This is a genomic window from Bacillus sp. NPDC077411 (assembly GCF_044543425.1).
GTDB classification, from domain to species: Bacteria; Bacillota; Bacilli; order Bacillales; family Bacillaceae_G; genus Bacillus_A; species Bacillus_A bruguierae.
The window spans coordinates 210,295-229,344 of sequence record NZ_JBITWA010000004.1 but is presented as its reverse complement, the minus strand read 5'-3'; the positions used below and the strand labels follow the sequence as shown (position 1 = coordinate 229,344).

At 35.5% G+C, this 19,050-nt stretch carries 14 protein-coding genes and 2 pseudogenes; 5 read left to right on the top strand and 11 right to left on the bottom strand.

The features are described from left to right. Nucleotides 1–358 precede the first annotated feature (358 nt). The 5 genes from prfB to ACIGHG_RS08245 all read right to left on the bottom strand — a co-directional run bounded on the left by prfB (nt 359) and on the right by ACIGHG_RS08245 (nt 7,469). Nucleotides 359–1,460, bottom strand: a protein-coding gene (prfB, locus tag ACIGHG_RS08265) for a peptide chain release factor 2 (RefSeq protein WP_336471983.1) whose coding sequence is annotated in 2 segments (ribosomal slippage) — nt 359–1,387 and nt 1,389–1,460 — 1,101 coding nt in all. Because the reading frame shifts where the segments join, the coding sequence is not laid out codon by codon here. A 440-nt stretch (nt 1,461–1,900) separates the two neighbouring features. Next, complete coding sequence (gene secA / locus ACIGHG_RS08260; RefSeq protein ID WP_336471982.1) at nt 1,901–4,411, bottom strand: preprotein translocase subunit SecA; 2,511 nt, start codon at nt 4,409–4,411, stop codon at nt 1,901–1,903. 275 nt (nt 4,412–4,686) lie between these two features. Beyond that, a complete protein-coding gene (gene hpf / locus ACIGHG_RS08255; protein WP_090920283.1) occupies nt 4,687–5,229 on the bottom strand; it encodes a ribosome hibernation-promoting factor, HPF/YfiA family in 543 nt (180 codons plus the stop codon). Between the two features lie 321 nt (nt 5,230–5,550). After that, nucleotides 5,551–5,751: a cold-shock protein gene (locus ACIGHG_RS08250; RefSeq protein ID WP_336472107.1), complete on the bottom strand. Its 201-nt coding sequence runs from the start codon at nt 5,749–5,751 to the stop codon at nt 5,551–5,553. 119 nt (nt 5,752–5,870) lie between these two features. Further along, nucleotides 5,871–7,469: a lipase family alpha/beta hydrolase gene (locus ACIGHG_RS08245; RefSeq protein ID WP_396547999.1), complete on the bottom strand. Its 1,599-nt coding sequence runs from the start codon at nt 7,467–7,469 to the stop codon at nt 5,871–5,873. A 1,895-nt stretch (nt 7,470–9,364) separates the two neighbouring features. On the opposite strand from ACIGHG_RS08245, the gene ACIGHG_RS08240 reads away from it, so the two are divergent. Beyond that, nucleotides 9,365–9,586: a hypothetical protein gene (locus tag ACIGHG_RS08240; protein ID WP_336471980.1), complete on the top strand. Its 222-nt coding sequence runs from the start codon at nt 9,365–9,367 to the stop codon at nt 9,584–9,586. A 51-nt stretch (nt 9,587–9,637) separates the two neighbouring features. Continuing rightward, nucleotides 9,638–9,780 (top strand): annotated as a pseudogene (locus ACIGHG_RS08235) (DUF3967 domain-containing protein); the annotation flags it as partial. A gap of 27 nt (nt 9,781–9,807) precedes the next feature. On the opposite strand, the pseudogene ACIGHG_RS08230 reads toward ACIGHG_RS08235, so the two are convergent. Continuing rightward, nucleotides 9,808–10,008, bottom strand: a pseudogene (locus ACIGHG_RS08230) (IS4 family transposase); the annotation flags it as partial. Between the two features lie 450 nt (nt 10,009–10,458). Here ACIGHG_RS08230 and ACIGHG_RS08225 point away from each other — a divergent pair. The 3 genes from ACIGHG_RS08225 to ACIGHG_RS08215 are packed head-to-tail and all read left to right on the top strand — an operon-like array spanning nt 10,459 to nt 12,085. Further along, nucleotides 10,459–10,644 (top strand): hypothetical protein, encoded by a 186-nt coding sequence (locus ACIGHG_RS08225; RefSeq protein ID WP_396548073.1) that lies wholly within the window; start codon nt 10,459–10,461, stop codon nt 10,642–10,644. Next, nucleotides 10,590–10,865: a nitroreductase family protein gene (locus tag ACIGHG_RS08220; protein ID WP_336471979.1), complete on the top strand. Its 276-nt coding sequence runs from the start codon at nt 10,590–10,592 to the stop codon at nt 10,863–10,865. The genes ACIGHG_RS08225 and ACIGHG_RS08220 overlap by 55 nt, the downstream gene beginning before the upstream one ends. Then, nucleotides 10,862–12,085, top strand: a complete 1,224-nt coding sequence (locus ACIGHG_RS08215; RefSeq protein ID WP_396547996.1) for an MFS transporter — start codon at nt 10,862–10,864, stop codon at nt 12,083–12,085. The genes ACIGHG_RS08220 and ACIGHG_RS08215 overlap by 4 nt, the downstream gene beginning before the upstream one ends. Before the next feature lie 1,763 nt (nt 12,086–13,848). On the opposite strand, the gene ACIGHG_RS08210 is transcribed toward ACIGHG_RS08215, so the two are convergent. The 5 genes from ACIGHG_RS08210 to ACIGHG_RS08190 form a co-directional block, all read right to left on the bottom strand. Beyond that, nucleotides 13,849–14,556: a ComF family protein gene (locus ACIGHG_RS08210; protein WP_396547994.1), complete on the bottom strand. Its 708-nt coding sequence runs from the start codon at nt 14,554–14,556 to the stop codon at nt 13,849–13,851. Further along, entirely contained in the window at nt 14,556–15,902 is a 1,347-nt protein-coding gene (locus tag ACIGHG_RS08205; RefSeq protein WP_396547992.1) for an ATP-dependent helicase ComFA, read from the bottom strand. Before ACIGHG_RS08205 ends, ACIGHG_RS08210 begins: the two co-directional genes overlap by 1 nt. Before the next feature lie 129 nt (nt 15,903–16,031). After that, on the bottom strand, nt 16,032–17,231 hold the full coding sequence (locus ACIGHG_RS08200) for a C40 family peptidase (protein ID WP_396547990.1): 1,200 nt from the start codon (nt 17,229–17,231) through the stop codon (nt 16,032–16,034). Between the two features lie 472 nt (nt 17,232–17,703). Further along, nucleotides 17,704–18,018, bottom strand: coding sequence for a winged helix-turn-helix transcriptional regulator (locus ACIGHG_RS08195; protein ID WP_020062835.1), 315 nt, complete (start codon nt 18,016–18,018; stop codon nt 17,704–17,706). A 111-nt stretch (nt 18,019–18,129) separates the two neighbouring features. After that, nucleotides 18,130–18,972, bottom strand: a complete 843-nt coding sequence (locus ACIGHG_RS08190) for a DegV family protein (protein WP_396547988.1) — start codon at nt 18,970–18,972, stop codon at nt 18,130–18,132. Nucleotides 18,973–19,050 lie beyond the last annotated feature (78 nt).

Here is a 19,050-nt window from a genome sequence, read left to right as displayed (position 1 = left end):
ACATTCATTTTGATTTTTCGACATATAAATCGTTGCTATGCAGAATAAAGCATGGCCAGATGCTCTCGCCCATTTAAAAAGAAAGATTTTTATGTCGGTTTTTCAATTTGTATTTATATAGTATAAAGTATCTAAAATGTACTCTATTTTTTGTTCTATCACATTCAACATTTTATTATTTTCTACTTTTTACAAAGTAATATACAGCTTGTATGCTACAACTACACCCACCAAAAAGAGAAGTTGCCATACAACTTCTCTCCTCTTTCTCTCCCTCTAGATAGAAGGTATACTTCGGATTTTCTCTCGTATGTGCCAACTCCCTGTTGGCATTTTTTATTAATAAAAAATAATCCTTTTACGAAATACGGGAACGTAAGTATGCATCAATAAATGCATCAATTTCTCCGTCCATAACTGCTTGCACATTCCCGATCTCTGTATTTGTACGATGATCTTTTACAAGAGAGTATGGATGGAATACGTATGAACGAATTTGACTGCCCCAGCCAATTTCTTTTTGCTCACCACGAATTTCATCAAGCTCTGCTTGTTGTTCTTCTAATTTTTGTTGGTACAGTTTCGCTTTCAACATTTTCATTGCATGCTCACGGTTTTTAATTTGAGAACGCTCAGATTGACATGTTACCACAACATTTGTTGGAATATGCGTAATACGAACTGCTGAGTCCGTCGTATTAATATGCTGTCCACCCGCACCACTTGCACGGTACGTATCTATTTTTAAATCCTCTGTACGTATTTCAATTTCAATATCATCGTTAAACTCTGGTACCACTTCACAAGATACGAAAGATGTATGACGACGGCCAGATGAATCGAATGGTGAAATACGTACAAGACGGTGTACGCCTTTTTCTGCTTTTAAATAACCGTAAGCATTATGTCCTTTAATTAATAACGTAACGCTTTTAATCCCAGCTTCATCTCCAGGAAGATAATCTAACGTTTCTACTTTAAAGCCGCGTTTTTCCGCCCAGCGTGTATACATACGAAGCAGCATAGAACCCCAATCTTGTGATTCTGTTCCACCTGCACCTGGGTGCAACTCTAAAATCGCATTATTCTTGTCGTGTTCTTCATTTAGTAATAGTTGAAGTTCGTATTCGTTCATATCTGCAGATAAAGTTTTCACTTCAGTTTCAAGCTCTGCATGCAATTCTTCATCATATTCTTCTTTTACAAGTTCATGTGTTACTTCCAGATTTTCAAACGTTTCATTAAGCGTGTTAAACTTACCAACCATATCTTTTAACGCATTCGCTTCATTAATGACTGTTTGCGCACTCTTTTGATCATCCCAAAAGCTTGCTCCCATCATAATTTCTTCTAGTTCTGCGATTCGCTTTTCTTTTCCAGCGAGGTCAAAGAGACCCCCTAAACGCCGCTAATCTCTTAGCCATTTTCTCTAGTTCTTGTCTAATTTCTACTAATTCCATTTTTGTCACCTCTATGTAATTACTTCATTTATCCCATATGAATGAGCAGTAAGCCCTTCACTACTTTATCCTAACAACAAGGCAAACTCTCTCTGCTTTTGCGAGAGAGAGTTCATCTCTTGTTATTATATGAATGTTTATTAAAATTTTCCATTCATGAGAAAAATATTCTGAACGAGCCGCTTCCGCTTTTCTTTTTATCCAGCTCCTGCGGCTAGAATCTCCGGTCGTTTCGCTCCCTCGGACGAGGCAAAAAGCGCCTCTCTGTCGGGAGCTCCAACGTCCTGCGATTCTGAACGAGCCGCTTCCGCTTTTCTTTTTTGTCCAGCTCTGCCTCCTAGGCCTTCATGTCTAAGAACCTTCCACACGAGAAGGTAAAAAGCAACTTCTGTGTGAAAGAACCTTAGCCAACAGGCCTAAACAGTCGGCTCCGCTTTTCTTTATCTCCCGATTCCACAGCAGTTTTTGTATTTTTTCCCGCTGCCGCATGCGCATAAGTCGTTGCGGCCTGTTTGGTCACCTTTTACGACTGGTTTCTTTTTTGCAAGTTCATCGCCATCTTTCGGATGAACTGCTTCTCCTTGCGCTACTTCTTGACGTTCTAAGTTTTGTTCGATTTCCGCCTTCATGATGTAACGAGAAACCTCTTCTTCAATAGAAGCAATCATCGCCTCAAACATCGCAAAGCCTTCCATTTGATATTCGCGAAGTGGATCAATTTGACCATACGCACGTAAATGAATACCTTCACGTAAGTGATCCATTGCATCGATGTGATCCATCCATTTCGAGTCTACAACGCGGAATACAACTACTTTTTCAAATTCACGTATTTGTGCTTCTGGCATTTGCGTTTCCTTCTCGTCGTAGCGCTCTTTCACTTTCGCAAAGATGCTATCGATCATTTCTTCTGGCGCTAAGCGGCGTAGTTCTTCTTCTTTCACATCACCATCTCGTAGAAGAGTTGTATTTAAGTACTCAACAAGACCAGCAATGTTCCACTCTTCTTCTAATTCATCTTGCGTATGAAGAGCTACCACGCGCTCTACTGTAGAATGCATCATTCCTTCAATAATACCGCGCAGATTCTCTGATTCCATTACATCTTGACGCTGTTTGTAAATAACTTCACGCTGCTGACGAAGTACATCGTCGTATTGAAGAAGCTGCTTACGCGCATCGTAGTTATTACCTTCTACTCGTTTTTGTGCAGATTCAACAGCGCGAGATACCATTTTACTTTCGATTGGCTGCGTATCATCCATACCTAAACGATCCATCATCGCTTTCATATTATCAGCACCGAAACGACGCATCAGTTCATCTTCCATTGATAGATAGAATTGCGTCACACCTGGATCTCCTTGACGTCCAGAACGACCGCGCAGCTGATTATCGATGCGTCGGCTTTCATGACGCTCTGTACCGATAACAGCTAAACCGCCGATTTCACGTACGCCTTCTGCTAGTTTAATATCCGTACCACGTCCCGCCATGTTTGTCGCAATTGTCACTGAACCTTGATGACCTGCTTCAGCAACAATTTCTGCTTCGCGCGCATGGTTTTTCGCGTTTAAGACATTATGGCGTACACCTTTTCTCGTTAACATCTTCGAAATTAACTCAGATGTTTCAATTGCTACTGTACCAACAAGAACAGGTTGTCCTTTTTTATGACGCTCAACGATATCGTCTACAACAGCGTTAAATTTCCCTTCCATCGTTTTAAAAATTAAATCTGCACGGTCATCACGAATAACCGGCTTATTCGTCGGAATAACAATAACCTGCATATTATAGATGTTACGGAATTCTTCTTCTTCTGTTTTCGCTGTACCTGTCATTCCAGAAAGCTTCTCATACATACGGAAGTAGTTTTGGAATGTAATCGTCGCAAGCGTCATACTTTCATTTTGAATTTCTACGCCTTCTTTTGCCTCAATCGCTTGATGCAATCCTTCGCTGTAGCGGCGCCCTTTCATAAGACGACCTGTAAATTGGTCAACAATTACGATTTCGCCTTCTTGCACAACATAATCTGTATCACGCTGCATTACAACGTGAGCACGAAGCGCCTGATTAATATGGTGAAGAAGCGCTACATGTTTTAAATCAAATAAGTTTTCAATGTGGAACGATTTTTCTGCTTTGTTGATCCCTTCTTCTGTCAACATAACATTTTTCGTTTTCACATCAAATGTATATTCTTTTTCATTTGTTAACGTACGTACAAATGCATTCGCAAATATATATAATTCTGCAGATTTTTGCGCTTGTCCAGAAATGATAAGCGGTGTACGTGCTTCATCAATTAAAATGGAGTCTACTTCATCGATGATGGCAAAGTGTAGTGGACGCTGTACACACTGTTCTTTATAAAGCACCATGTTATCACGTAAATAGTCGAATCCAAGCTCATTATTCGTGCTGTATGTAATATCAGCAGCATATGCAGCTTGCTTCTCTTCTCGTGACATATGATTTAAATTGATACCAACTGTTAAACCAAGGAACTCATGTAGTTGTCCCATTTCACCTGCGTCACGCTGTGCTAAATATTCATTGACTGTAACAACGTGAACACCTTTTCCTGTAAGAGCATTTAAGTATACTGGTAAAGTAGAAGTTAACGTTTTACCTTCCCCTGTCTTCATCTCAGAGATATTTCCCTCATGCAGGGCAATACCACCCATTAATTGAACAGGATATGGACGCAGACCAAGTACACGTGTTGCCGCTTCACGCACAACAGCAAAAGCTTCTGGCAACAAATCATCTACTGTTTCACCTTTTGTTAATCGCTCTTTAAACTCTACTGTTTTTCCTTTTAACTGTTCATCTGTCAGTGGTGACACTTTATCTGCTAATGCTTCTATTTTATCCACGGTTTTTTGCATACGTTTTACTTGACGTTCATTTGTATCAAACACCTTTTTTAAAATACCGATCATGAGAATACGCTCCTCTTTTATTAAAATAAAACTTCCATCAGTGTCTTTTTTCTTTTCACTGTTTGGTCGCTATAACACTCAATTTCATTTTTGTATGAAAAATAGAATTCTTTCGCCTACTAAAAAAGTATAAACCTACTAACAATTGTAACACTTGTTTTATATGTATGACAACAATCGGCCAAATGCATCTACAGGAAAGTAAAGAAGCCGTCTGCTCACATTCATATAGAACCTAAAAAAACGCAGCCATGACAGCTGCGTTTTCCTTTATATTATTTAGTTTCGATTAAACCATACTTTCCATCTTTACGGCCGTATACAACATTTGTTTCATTTGTTTCTGAATTTGTAAAGACGAAGAAGTTATGACCTAACATATCCATTTGTAAAATCGCTTCTTCTACATCCATTGGTTTTAAGTCAAATCGTTTTGTACGGACAAGCTCTAATTCATCTTCAGCAACCTCTTCTTGCACAGCTGGTTGATCTGGAAGAATCAACATTGCTTTTATAGAGCCTTTCTCACGTAACTTACGGTTTACTTTTGTTTTATGTTTACGAATTTGTCTTTCCAGTTTATCTACTACTAAATCAATAGCAGCGTACATATCGCTATTTGTTTCTTCAGCGCGAAGTAATAAATCTGGAAACGGGATTGTTACTTCCACCCTTTGCTTGTCAGAGTATACTTTTAAGTTTACCTTAATTTCTGGAAAAGTATCGAAATAGCGTTCTAACTTACTTAACTTTTTCTCTACATATTCCTTTAATGCTGGAGTTACTTCAATATTTTCACCGCGAATGTTGAATTTCATAGATGAACTCCTCCTTTCAAGCCTATGTATAAGATTTTCGACAAAGGTATCAAAAACCCTTCCTACATTTTAAAAAATTTTGATAAAATCGATATTTTTTATCGATTTTTGTAGAAAAGAAAATATATTATCTTTCCTACTCTTATTTTATCCTATTCACATCATACTTACTGTATGTAGATATGAAGAATCAGTTACAAAATTGCTACAACTTTTTGACAACGTTTTCTTTATGATAAAACCTCCGTTAGCTATGCAACGGAGGTTCTCCTATGTGAAACGCTGGTCTTTAAAACGCACCATGTTTCTTAGATACTTTTATTATAACTTTACAACATTTGCTGCTTGCGGACCACGCGCACCGTCTACAATTTCAAATTCCACTTTTTGTCCTTCTTCTAACGTTTTATATCCATCGTGCTGAATCGCAGAAAAATGAACAAAAACATCATCTCCGCCATCACGCTCGATAAATCCAAAACCTTTTTCTGCATTAAACCATTTTACTTTTCCTTGCATGATCGTTCCATTCCCTTCAATCTTAAAGTAAGGGCATCTGCCCCGTACTTTGACTATAACGAATTAGAAAATGGAAAGTCAAAGAAGACTTATCGTCTTTTTATTGTACCTTTCGACATATTTTATTTTTCAATATACACAGAACGCACAATCGTCCGAGTATATGCTTTTCCTTCTTTATTCTTCCCTTTAATATCGATCGTTACGTTATACACACCTGATTTCTCAACAGTTGGCAACTTCCCGGTGAATGTGGCTGCATCTTCTTTTTGCAGTTTATTAGACTGCGAAACTAACTTCCCATTCCGATCTACAACGTGTACATCAAAGGATAAGTTTTCTTGTTTTAAGGAGCGCTTTGGGGATTTCGTTAACTTAAATTCTGCTTTGTTTTGTTTAACTTTACCTGGCATTTCTAATGTAAAAGGTGCAGCTTGTTTATAATTAGCGAGCATCATGTACGCATCGCTCTTTTCCTTTGACATCATTTTCAAGCGCCACTCACCTTCTTCCATTTGGTCCATTTGGAATGTTCGGATGTTTGCTCCATTAAAATAAGCATACTCTTCTCCAATTGTTGCTTTGCTATTTTGATTTGTGTATACCTTACCAGATGGAGCAATAAGTTGTATTTGCACATTTGGATTTGCAGTCAATACAGAAATACTTCCATCTGTTACAGTATCCACCGCAAAGTTTTTTTCCACCCAGCTATTTGCTGGGAGCTCCCCTCCAAATACCGTTTGATTAGCATTAGCATCTAGACTTTCCTTTGATTCTTCTAACATATTTTCATTTACGATAGAAGGAGATGGTGAAGTACTACGCAAATAAGGCTCAATCCGTGAAAATACTGCTGATCCCATTCGAATGCTATCATGATCGAGACTAGAATCTGTGAATAGATGTTTTCCATAAGGCAATTTCGTACTCCATTCGTTAACTAATCCATCATTAGCGCCATACCAAGAGAGGTAAAATCCACCCATAGACAATGCAGAGAAGGCTGGTCCCCAGCTTGTGCCCGCCACTGTATAATAACGGTTCAATTTAGCTTTTGGATTACTATCCGTTATATTACGAAACTGCGCCATTTCCCCTGTCTGCAGAGAGTACGTCCCCGCATCCTGCTGTCCTAGTAAGGAAGCAAGCCACCCTGCCCACCAGCTATAGGCTAAGTCTGCTAGATTCGATCCATAATGCGGTGAGGCAAGCGTTACTACATTTCCAACAAAACGGCTGGCATCGTAATGAATAAGCGCTGCTTGCGTATCTGGTCCACCTTTACTGTGCGCAACAATATTAACCTTCTTCCCAAAATGATTATAGATTTGCTCCAGCATAGAAGCGAGCAAACGCCCATTATCCCATTCACTTGCTGAACCTTTTCCCGCCGCATCATACAGCTGAACAAATACAGTTTGATACCCTGCGTCGTAAGCATAGTTATACATATTGTTCATACCGTGATAGACTGTTTCACCATACCAGTTCTTAGCATTTCCATTCTTACCTTGAACAAATACGATAGGTGATTTATTTGAACTATTCTCAGGAGTTGCCCCTAAAAACCAACTCCCAGGAGTAAACGATTCTGATGGCGGAAAAATCCCCCCAGATATTTGTACAGAACTAGCGAAAGCGGATGAAATAGGAAAAGAACAAGAAATAAAAATAAAAACAGTTAATAATGCAAAGAAACGTTTGAACTTATGCAACATAACAGACCCCCTTATTGAATTTTAAATTACACCCTTCATACAATTATCTTATGCCCAGGTTCATCCCATCATTTGTAGTTAATTAAATAATAGACACATGATAAAAAGTTAGAATCTTCAGTCTTATTAACATTTAATTTCACCACCTGCATGCCCATCAATTTGCTAACCATTAGTATTCATATGTAAAAATCTTTTTTTCATGATTTAAATACATCTTCTTAAGAATAAAACTCTCTCTTCCAACTAGAGTAGAAAAATAAAAAAATATATTGTCATATTCTTAAATCTATAATAAAATAAAATCATAAAATTATTAATATTCAGAAAACAATAGAGGAGGAATTATTATGGCGATCGCAATTGCAGTTTTATCATTTTTAGGTGGATTAATTCCATTAATCACAACTCTTTTAAAAGCATTCATCTAATCTTCTCGTACTTATAATAAATTATCGTACAAATGATCTGTCTATCAAAGGTGAATTGATATACAGATTATTTGTGTGAGGCTAGATATAACAAAAAATGTTTTTGTATACATATTGAAAAATTATATTTAGTTGTTGTAATTAATAATAATCGAATATATATAAATCTACTTTAAATTTTTGACATATAAGTCGCTTCTATGCATGGCCAGATGCTCTCGCCCACCTAAACAGAAAGAGGGTTTATATGTCGATTTTTTAATTTGTATTTATATAGATGTTGGTTTAAAGACTTTTATATGAAATGAAAAAAGTTTGTTGAATGAATAAAAACGTAATAAATTGTTCGATTTCCTTAATTCACAAAATTTTCAAAACTATAACCTTTAAATGTTAATATTTGTTATATAATAGACTTATCAAAGAATCACCTAGGTGGTTTCCCCTGTTTTGTTTATTAAGATAGTTTGTTTTACTCTTATTAATATTATCTCAAAAAGAACTTGTAGTTATTACTATAAGTTCTTTTTGTTTTTCTAGTTAAACATGAATGGAAACTTTCGAATATCCATTTACTAAACAAATAAAGGAGCAAATTGAAACTAATAAACATGCTAATGAAATATATCCCAAAATTTGTTTCATCTAGACTTCCCTTTAATACTTTTTATTCCACATTAACATATGTGAACCAATTTACATTGTATATTCTATATAAATGAAATTACCATAATCACATTTATCAGCAGTCCGAGTATACAGAAACCTAAAAAAATCCCTTCATAATATCTAAAGGGATTTGGCTCACACAAATGATCTGCACCTCAATTCATCTTTGATATACAGATCATTTGTATGATCATTTTTATAAATAATTGCTGAATAACAAACTTACATAAATGCTTTTAAAAGCTCTTGTACGAATGGAAGTACTCCACCGATAAATTTTAAAACTGCCATTGCGATTGCCATATGATTTCCTCCTCTAATCTGCACGTCAATTCATCTTCGTTATACAGATTATTTGTATGATCATTTTTATAAATAATTGCGGAATATGAACTTACATTACTGCTTTTAAAAGTTCTGCTACTAATGGAAGTAATCCACCTACAAATTTTAAAACTGCCATTGCGATTGCCATATGATTTCCTCCTCTTTTTTGGTGTTAAGATGTGGTTTATCTTTATACCCTCATTATAGTAAGCGCTTACATTTTTATCAATACATTTTAATATGCAATATTACATATTGTGACCACCTGACAGTTTACACCAATAGAAAAAGGAGGTGCAAACCATGACATTATTTATATTTTTCGCTACTTGTATTGGATGAACAGTTAGTCTTATTACGATTGCAGACAAATGAAAAAAGTTTTTCTTATAAAAAAGACGTGGACTAGCATGTCTTTTTTATGCAAGAATATATATTTACATCTTTATATCTAGAAAGCGAGGGATTATGATGTCAAAACAACAATATGCATATCGTGTTTCCTTTTATTTATCTAACGGTAAGGAAGTAAGCGGGAGGATTACACATCATGAAGATCCAGAAACATACTTAAAGGCAATAGAAGGCTTAATAGAAAAGGAAAAGCCAATCCTCATCAAAAAGCTTGGCACTATAATTCAAAGTAAATATATTACACATGTAAAAATCGTTGAAGTTATTGTATGTTGAAATTGTCGTATAAAGAAATATATCGCGAATATATTTTTGAGGTGAAACACTATGAAGACGTCTAATGATGTGGCGGAGCAATTAGGTATCCAATCATCTATATTACGTAAGTATACAGATGTTTAGAAAAAGAGGGATATACCTTCACAAAGAACAAACGTGGCCATAGAAAGTATAGAGTGAACGATGTAATGTAACCGCTAAATAAGATTGGCGGTCACACTACATAGTTGTGTTAATGAAGTATGAGCTATATTTTGGCTTAACCAAACACACAGAGCCACCAAATCTTGTGCACGGTATTTACTTCTTCGTTGGACAAACCCTGTTTCCCTAGCTAACTGTTCTAAAGCATGCGATGACATATATCGTTGCAATTCTTTAGAAAACAATTTTAATTCATCAGAAATCGATAAATTCACATCAAAACGCCACCCTTTCTGTATATTTCTACAAAAAGAATAGCGTTTTTTTTCGTTTTATGGATACAATTCCCCTTTAGCTTAATGGACATGTATGATACTCCCAATAAACTAAGCACAAAAAAACAATCTTTAACTCTTCTTTTTTCATAACCTAGTTGGTTTTATCGGTTCCAAAATTACGAATAAACATTATTTACAAACTATTATTTGACAAAAAAACACTATTATGGAAAAATACAAATTGTAATAGTTTTCTAATTACTGAGAGAAGATGAGAAAAATGAAAATTTTCAAACCTAGCGAAAATGAGTACGCAAACCGTATTAATTCAGAACATGGTGAGACTTCTCCATCAAAATAATTGAATTGCTTAAATGACTGCTCTAGTAGGGCAGTCATTTATCGTTAAAAAAGATATACATATTTTTTAAGTTGGGAGACATTGATATGCAGTTAAAAATATCTGAAAATATGATATATTTTTGGAAAAATGGTCATCTTATAATAGATGATTTTATTAGACACGAACAATATAGCTTAGAGCTTTCCGTTTTCCCTATCTTAGGTTTATTCAAAGAATGGAACGACCTATGTGGAAATATAAAACTCCAAGGGGATATCGTATTGTTATGAAGGATGTAGGTCATTTAAGTCAAACTTTCTATTTAGTTGCTTCATGGTTGAAATTAGGTGCGTTTTTTACTGGACACCTTAAAGACGAATTAGTAGAAGAAAGGTTATGTATAGATAAAGAAAAAGAAATTGTTTGCGGACTTTCTGGAATAGGACATATTAGTGATGAAGCTCAAAAACATGGGAGAAATTTTAGATTTAGAGGAGAGAATTTGAATTGAAATCCTTTAAAGCCATTATACATAATAAAAATTTATGCATTGTATTAGGAAGTCAACTAGTCTTTCAATTAGGGATATGGTTCGGTACAATTGGTAATTTGCAATTTTTACAAATACATATAAAATCTCATGTTCTTCAGGCTTTTTTTCTTGTTATCGGTGGTGTCCTTGGGGTTATAATAGGCCCTTATGCAGGACGTTATATAGATTCTACTTCTAAATTAAAAGTATTACAATTAGTCGGATTGATGAGAATTGCATCTGTTTTATCAATGTTAGTTGCCATATATACGGGATCAATTTATTGGATGGTTATCTATAGTATAGGAATTGGCTGCTCAGCCTCTTTTTTTAATCCCACTATACAAACAATATTGCCCGCTTTAGTTAAAGAAGATGACTTAATTACGGTTAATGCTATCAATATAAATATTATCACCTTATCAAGAATTTTTGGAGCTGTATTAGCTGGTCTTTTATTAACAGTCGCTCCTCTATATACATTATTTATTATTGCTCTTATTGCTTATGTAACCTTATACTTTATCAATTTTTTATTAGTCATTCCAAACGATGTACGATTGAATCCTAAAAAACTCAAGACTAATTTTAAGGATATTTTCCCTGTTATTATGAAGAATCATTCTATTAAAGTAGTTCTTACGTTATCCATTATCCCTCTAATCTTTATTTCAGGCTTTAATTTATTTGTTATTGAGATTGGAAAGGGACAGCCAGGTTCAATCATGGGCATACTCTATTTTATGGAAGGGGCAAGTATATTAATTGCAGGATTGTTTATCAAAAAAATAATAAAACGATATCAAAAGCAAGTGCGTATCCTTTTATTTGCTTGCTGTTTGATGGGTATAGCTCAAATTTTATTATCATTGACAAATTTTTATCTAACTATTTTCTCTTTTAGTGTATTTGGCTTGGCATATGGCATGTTTAATCCTCTTTTATACACATATGCACAACAAAAGGTTCCTGCAAGTATTCATGGAAGATTTTTTTCATTTAAAACGATGTTAGATCGAACCATTATGCAACTATGCTTGGTGTTAATTGGATTTTTACTAGATCAAATAGGATATAGAAGTTTAATGGTCTTGTTAGGTATATGTACTCTTACTCTAGTTTCCTCCATTATAATTGATTTTAAGGTAAACCCTAAAAGTTATACAACCGAGAATAAAAATAATTATTCTGATGTTTAACTAATTGGCCTAGTGATAGGATTCTTGCTGTAAACTACAAAATAAGTAAGATAATACTTTTATTAGTGGACGATTGTATCTGGTAATCCTGGAAAATCTTTTGGTAAAAGTATTTGGTAATCATTTTTGTAATGACTTTTGATAAAGATGTGAATAGTTACAAAAAATAATTCCATTTTGAACAAAGATTAATCAAAATGGATTCTTTTTTGTTTAGGTAAACATTTCATTTTAGGGGTCTCGCCGCATCCCCATCAACCTAACGAAATTAAATACCCCCAAAACGAAAAAATAAACTGAATTCTCATGGACAATTACAGAAAGATAAATTTTTCGTTTTTGGGATATGATTTTGCCTTACTACCATAATCATACTTATCAGCAGTCCAGGTATATAGAAACCTAAAAAAAATCCCTTCATAATACTAAAGGGACTTGGCTCACACAAATGATCTGCACAACAATTCATCTTTGCTATACAGATCATTTGTATGATAGTTTTTTATAAATAATTGCTGAATAATGAACTTACATTACTGCTTTTAAAAGTTCTGCTACTAATGGAAGTAGTCCACCTAAGAATGATAAAACTGCCATTGCGATTGCCATGCGATTTCCTCCTCTGGTCTGCACATCAATTCATCTTTGCTATACAGATCATTTTTATAAATGATTGCTGAATATGAACTTACATAAATGCTTTTAAAAGCTCTTGTACGAATGGAAGTAATCCACCTACAAATTTTAAAACTGCCATTGCGATTGCCATGCGATTTCCTCCTCTGATCTGCACATCAATTCACCTTTGATATACAGATTATTTGTATGATAATTCCTATGAATAATTGCGGAATAATGAACTTACATTACTGCTTTTAAAAGTTCTGCTACTAATGGAAGTACTCCACCAATAAATTTTAAAACTGCCATTGCGATTGCCATGCGATTTCCTCCTCTGGTCTGTACATCAATTCATCTTTGCTATACAGATCATTTTTATAATCATTTTTATAAATGATTGCTGAATATGAACTTACATAAATGCTTTTAAAAGCTCTTGTACGAATGGAAGTAATCCACCTACAAATTTTAAAACTGCCATTGCGATTGCCATAATGCTTCCTCCTCTGGTCTGTACATCAATTCATCTTTGTTATACAGATTATTTGTATAATCATTTTTATAAATGATTGCTGAATATAAACTTACATAAATGCTTTTAAAAGTTCTTGTACAAATGGAAGTAGTCCACCTATAAATTTTAAAACTGCCATTGCGATTGCCATAACGTTTCCTCCTCTGGTCTGTACATCAATTCATCTTTGCTATACAGATCATTTTTATAAATGATTGCTGAATATAAACTTACATAAATGCTTTTAAAAGTTCTTGTACGAATGGAAGTAGTCCACCTACAAATTTTAAAACTGCCATTGCGATTGCCATATGATTTCCTCCTCTTTTGTGGTATTACGATGTGTTTCATCTTTATACTCTTATTATAGTAAGCGCTTACATTTTTATCAATACATTTTAATATGCAATATTACATATTAAAATGCGTTTTAAAAATAGTAACTACACCCAAGAATAAAAAGACGCCATCCTTTCTGCATATTTCTACAAAAAGAATAGCGTTTTTTCGTTTTTGGGAACAATGAATTTCTTAACTTGATGGCGATGTGTTGTTCTCCCTATATAGAAACACTTTGAAAGCCCACTTGCGCCAAAATACATGAGTAAGAAGGAGACCAAATGAAGAATCAGCGGCATAACGTCAAAGACGAAACGTTCGTTGCACCTCTTTCGTAGAAGCATTGCGCCGCTTGACGCACCGTAATACCAGTTGTATACACGTCATCAATTAAGACAATATTCTTTCCATGAAAAGACTCTTCCGCCGTAAAATAAAAAGACCGAGAACGCTTCAATCGCTCTGCTCTTGTTTTCTTACTTTGCTTCTCTGCATCGCTTCTCATTAGAGATGTTTTCATCACCGGAATAGATAAACATGCCGCTAATAATTCTGCTTGATTAAATCCTCGTTCATATTGACGTGATAAGCTAAGCGGAATAGGAACAATACAATCACAATGCGAAAAATACTGCCGAAAAGCATTCGCAAAAGCAGCAGCAAATAGTTGCACAAGAGCCGCATCACCGCGAAACTTAAAACGAGCTAACACTTCTTTCATCCAATCATTATATACATAGACAGAACGATTTTTTACATATACATGCTGAAAATACGGATCTTGCCTCCAGCGCAAACAATCCTGACAATACTCTCCTTTCTTATATTCATCTGCTAGACATTGAAACGATCTTCCGCAATCTGCACAAATATCTCCGATAATATAAGAAAATTTTTGTTCGCAGTACGTGCATGCATATCTCTTATCTTGTTCAACAAAAAAAGAAAACCAGCTTGGCAAAGCAGAGACAACATCGTCGCAAAGAAGACAATGCATTAGTCAACTAATCCTTCTTGCTTCGCTTGTTTATTCATCATTTGAATTTGTTTTTTCGCTGCAACCATCGCCTCTGTCTTGCCGTAATGAAAATAGATGACATCTCCAAAAGGAGCATGACGACTGCGCCCTGCTCGTCCTGCAATTTGAACGAGTGCACTTTCTGAAAACACATGCTCTTCTGCTCCTAACACTGCCACTTGTAAATTCGAAACAGTAACGCCCCGCTCTAAAATCGTTGTCGTTACTAATAGCGGAATCTCTCCTTTTCGAAACGAAGCCACTTTCTCTTTCCGCTTTGCATCTTCCGCATGTACCCCCTCTATACGATGATCGATACATTTTAAAATAGAAACGATTTCTTCTACATAACAAACATGAGGAACAAATAAAAACATAGGATATTGTTTTTCTAAATATACACGGAGCCACCGCAAAATGATGAGAGGTAAAGTTTTCTTTTCAATAGATTTTCGCCAATTACCGATCCAGCGAAAAATAGGTACAGGGAGAGGATAACGATGGTAGCGAGCCGGAATAATCACGCCGTTTTGTTTTCCATTACGAAGCTTTCTCTGCCACTCTTTAGACGGCGTCGCTGTCAAATAAATAAACGAAGCGTTTTCCTTACTAGCAAAGCGAACTGCGTACTGCAGCGTGTCGTCCATTGAATAAGGGAAAGCATCAACCTCATCCACAATCATCACATCAAACGCTCTATAATAACGGAGAAGTTGATGCGTTGTCGAAATAACAAGCTGCGCATTTTTAGATAAGTCGTCACTTCCCCCGTATAATGCGCAAATTGAAACCGATGGGAACACTTCTTGTAAACGCGGATAAAGTTCGAGGACCACATCTGTCCGCGGCGTGGCAATACAAATTCGTTCTCCCCGGTGCAGCGCTTCTTGTATACCATAAAATAACATCTCTGTTTTCCCCGCACCGCACACGGCCCAGACGAAAAACGATTCTTTTCGCTTTATCGCCCAGACAATCCCGTCCGCAGCCTTTTGCTGTCCTTCTGATAGCTGACCGTTCCACTCCAAACAATTCGTGATCACTTCGTTTTGTATAGGACCAGTCCAACGAACGAGCTCTGTACACTCACTCACCCTTCCCATCATGATACATTTGCGGCAATACGCACAAACCTTATTGCAGCGATAGCATAAAAATGAAAAAAATAATTGCCGCTCCTTATTTCCGCAGCGCTGACACATATAACAAGAGTTTTTCTTTACAACACCTTTCTCATAACGAATATAACCTTCTCGCTCGAGCTGATACAGTTCTTCTTTTGACACAGATACTTCCTCTAACAATAATTGACGACCTTCTAGCATCCTCCTCCCCCTTTCTGCTTTTACTATAAAAACATGGAAAGAGTTTGTAAAACAGCAAAAAAGCCGATAACCTACTCTTAAAATAGTAAGCTATCGACTTTATACACGTAATTTATTTCATTATAAATCTTAGAATCTACCGTATCCTAAGAAATGACTTTGGTTGTAAGAGCTGCTCAAGCTAGAATACGCAATTCCTTTATCACCAGCATGAATCATTTGTCCATTACCAGCATAAACACCGATATGAGATGGACCTGCTTTATACGTATTTTGGAAGAATACTAAATCACCAGGTTGTGGATCGCTAATGTGCTGAGTAGAATTCCAGTATCCAGCTACATCTTGACGACCTACACCGTAAATGTAAGAAATGAAACCACTGCAGTCAAATCCACCGTTAGATGGGCTTGCACTACCCCAAACATATGGCATACCAAGGTATTGTTGTGCTTTTGTAACTACATCAGGAGTAGGACCTGGTGGTAATGGAGTTACTGGTGCTGGTTTCGGATTAGAAGGCGGTTTAGCTTGTCCGCCGCCATTATTTGCTGGTTGTTGTGCTGGTTGCGCTGCTGGTTGTGCCGGTTGCGCTGCTTTCTCAGCTAAGCTTTGTAAATATAAAGCTTGTTTTTCTAGATCTTTTAATTGACCCTCTGTGCTAGTCATTCCATTTACAACCGTTTGCATTTTTGCACTTAACTCGTCTATTGCTGCTTGTTTTTTCGCTTTCTCAGTATCAAGTTCTTTTTTCGCAGCTTCAATTTTCGCTTGTGCATCTTTTAAATCTTTTTGTTTTTCTTTTATAAGTGCTACATCTTTTTTCACTTTAGCTTGATCATCTTGTTGCATTTTCATAATATCTTGGTCAGATGCAAGAATTTGTGAAACAGAAGTTAAACGATCAACTAAATCTGCAAGACTTTTAGAGTTTACAACTACTTCTGTTACAACGTTTGTGTTTGGTTTCTCTTGAAGAGAAACTAAGCGCTTTCTCAACAGTTCTTCACGCTGTGCAATTTTCGTTTGTAACTCTGCAATTTCTTTATCTTTTTGTTCAATTAGTTTTTGCGCTTCTTCTACTTGCTTTACCGTCTCAGCAAGTTTTGCTTCGTTATCTTGAACAGACTTATCCAAGTCTTGAATTTTCTTCTTTAATTCATCCATTTGTTTTTGGATTTCATCACGTTCTTGTTGTTGTTTATGTAAAGTGTCTTTTTGTTGTTGAATTTGTGTATTTACATCTTCAGCAAATGCGTTTGGTGTTACTACTGAAAACATCATAAATCCTGCAGCTAATGCACAAGATGCGATTTTTATTTTTTTCATTGTGTTTTACACCGCTTTCTTTTTTCTTATTTTCCCGAATTTATCTAATAAATTTATACCATAATTACCAATGTTTTTTTGTAATGTTACGGTTTTGTAAAAGAAATGTAATATTCTGCTTGTAGTTTTTTGATACTTCCATTCTAATATTGTGTTTTTTTGTAGAATAAGTAAGGAAATGGAGTGATAATTCTTTTTCTTTTGTCGTATAATTTCAGTTCTTTTACAATTATGTAACACACTCAAACTCCCTTATTATTACATAGAATAATTTACCAGTCTACCTTTTTTCTATTATTTTTATATAACATTTTAATTTTTCAACATATAATTCGCTGCTATGCACGGCCAAATACTTTCATCACCATGAAAAATAAAAAGTGCAAGGGCACCGCCTTGCACTTTTTAGCAATAAAATTCCGAGTGATTCAACGACCAGTATGAAGCTCCCACTCATTACAATTTCACTTTATTAATGAACCCATTTCTCTGCCCATTTTTGCACTTCTTGCATGACACTCTCTAGCGCTTTCCCTTTATCTGTTAAACCATATTCAATACGTACTGGCACTTCTGGATAAACGGCACGTACAACAATTCCTTCACTCTCTAATTCCTTTAAGCGCTCTGATAACATACGATCGCTCATATTTGGAATAATATCAGCAATTTCGCGAAATCGTTTCGGTTCTTCTAATAATGATTTAATAATTAAACCTGTCCACTTTTTACTAAGAAGTGTAAAAGCAGACTCGAACTTTGGACATAAACACGGATTATGTTCCATATGTTTCACCTCACCTTTATTATAAAATAGTTTCTTATAAAAAGTAAGTAATAAAACTTATTTTTTATATTTTTACCCAAAAAAGCTCTCTACTTGAAAGAGAGCTTCATTTTATTTTGTATACCAACCTAATCCAAGTGAACCTTCACCTAAATGTGTCCCAATTACTGGTCCGAAATAACCGATTCGAAATTCAACATGCGGGTATATTTCTTTCAATTCCCGCTCCCATTCTTTTGCTTCTTCTTCTCGATTCGCATGAATAATAACAGCTTCCACCGGGACACCTTTACTTGCTTGTTCATCAAAGATTTCTACAATACGTTTTAATGCTTTTTTACGCGTACGGATTTTTTCAAATGGAATAATAACTTTATCACGGAAATATAATACCGGCTTTACTTGTAATAAACTTCCAAGAAATGCTTGTGCACCATTTAAACGTCCACCCCGCTGCAAATGATGTAGATCGTCAACAACGAAGTACGCTTCTATTGTTTTCTTCATTTCATTAAAACGAGCAATAATCTCTTCTGGACTTTTTCCTTCACTCGCCATTTTTGCACCTTCACGTGCATAAAACCCTTGTACTTCACAGCTAATTTCTGAGTCATATGTATATACATCGATTCCTTCTACCATTTGACCCGCTGTCGTTGCCGTCTGATATGTACCACTAATACCGCTAGAAAGATGTATGCAAATCACCGCATCATACTCTTTCCCTAGTTCTTCAAATAACTCAACAAACTTCCCGATAGCTGGTTGTGATGTCTTCGGCAGTTCTTCTTGGCCCCTGACTTTCTCGTAAAAATCTTCTGCTGTAATTTCCACTTCTTCTTGATAAGATTCATTTCCTAAAATAACATTTAAAGGAATCATATATATATTTAATTCTTCACGTACATGTTTTGGTATATATGCCGTACTATCAGTTACAATAGCTATTTTCATTTTCGTACCTACCTTATAAACAGTTTTATTATTTATTGTACATGAAAATGGAAAAAGGTGCATTAACTGACGAAAAAA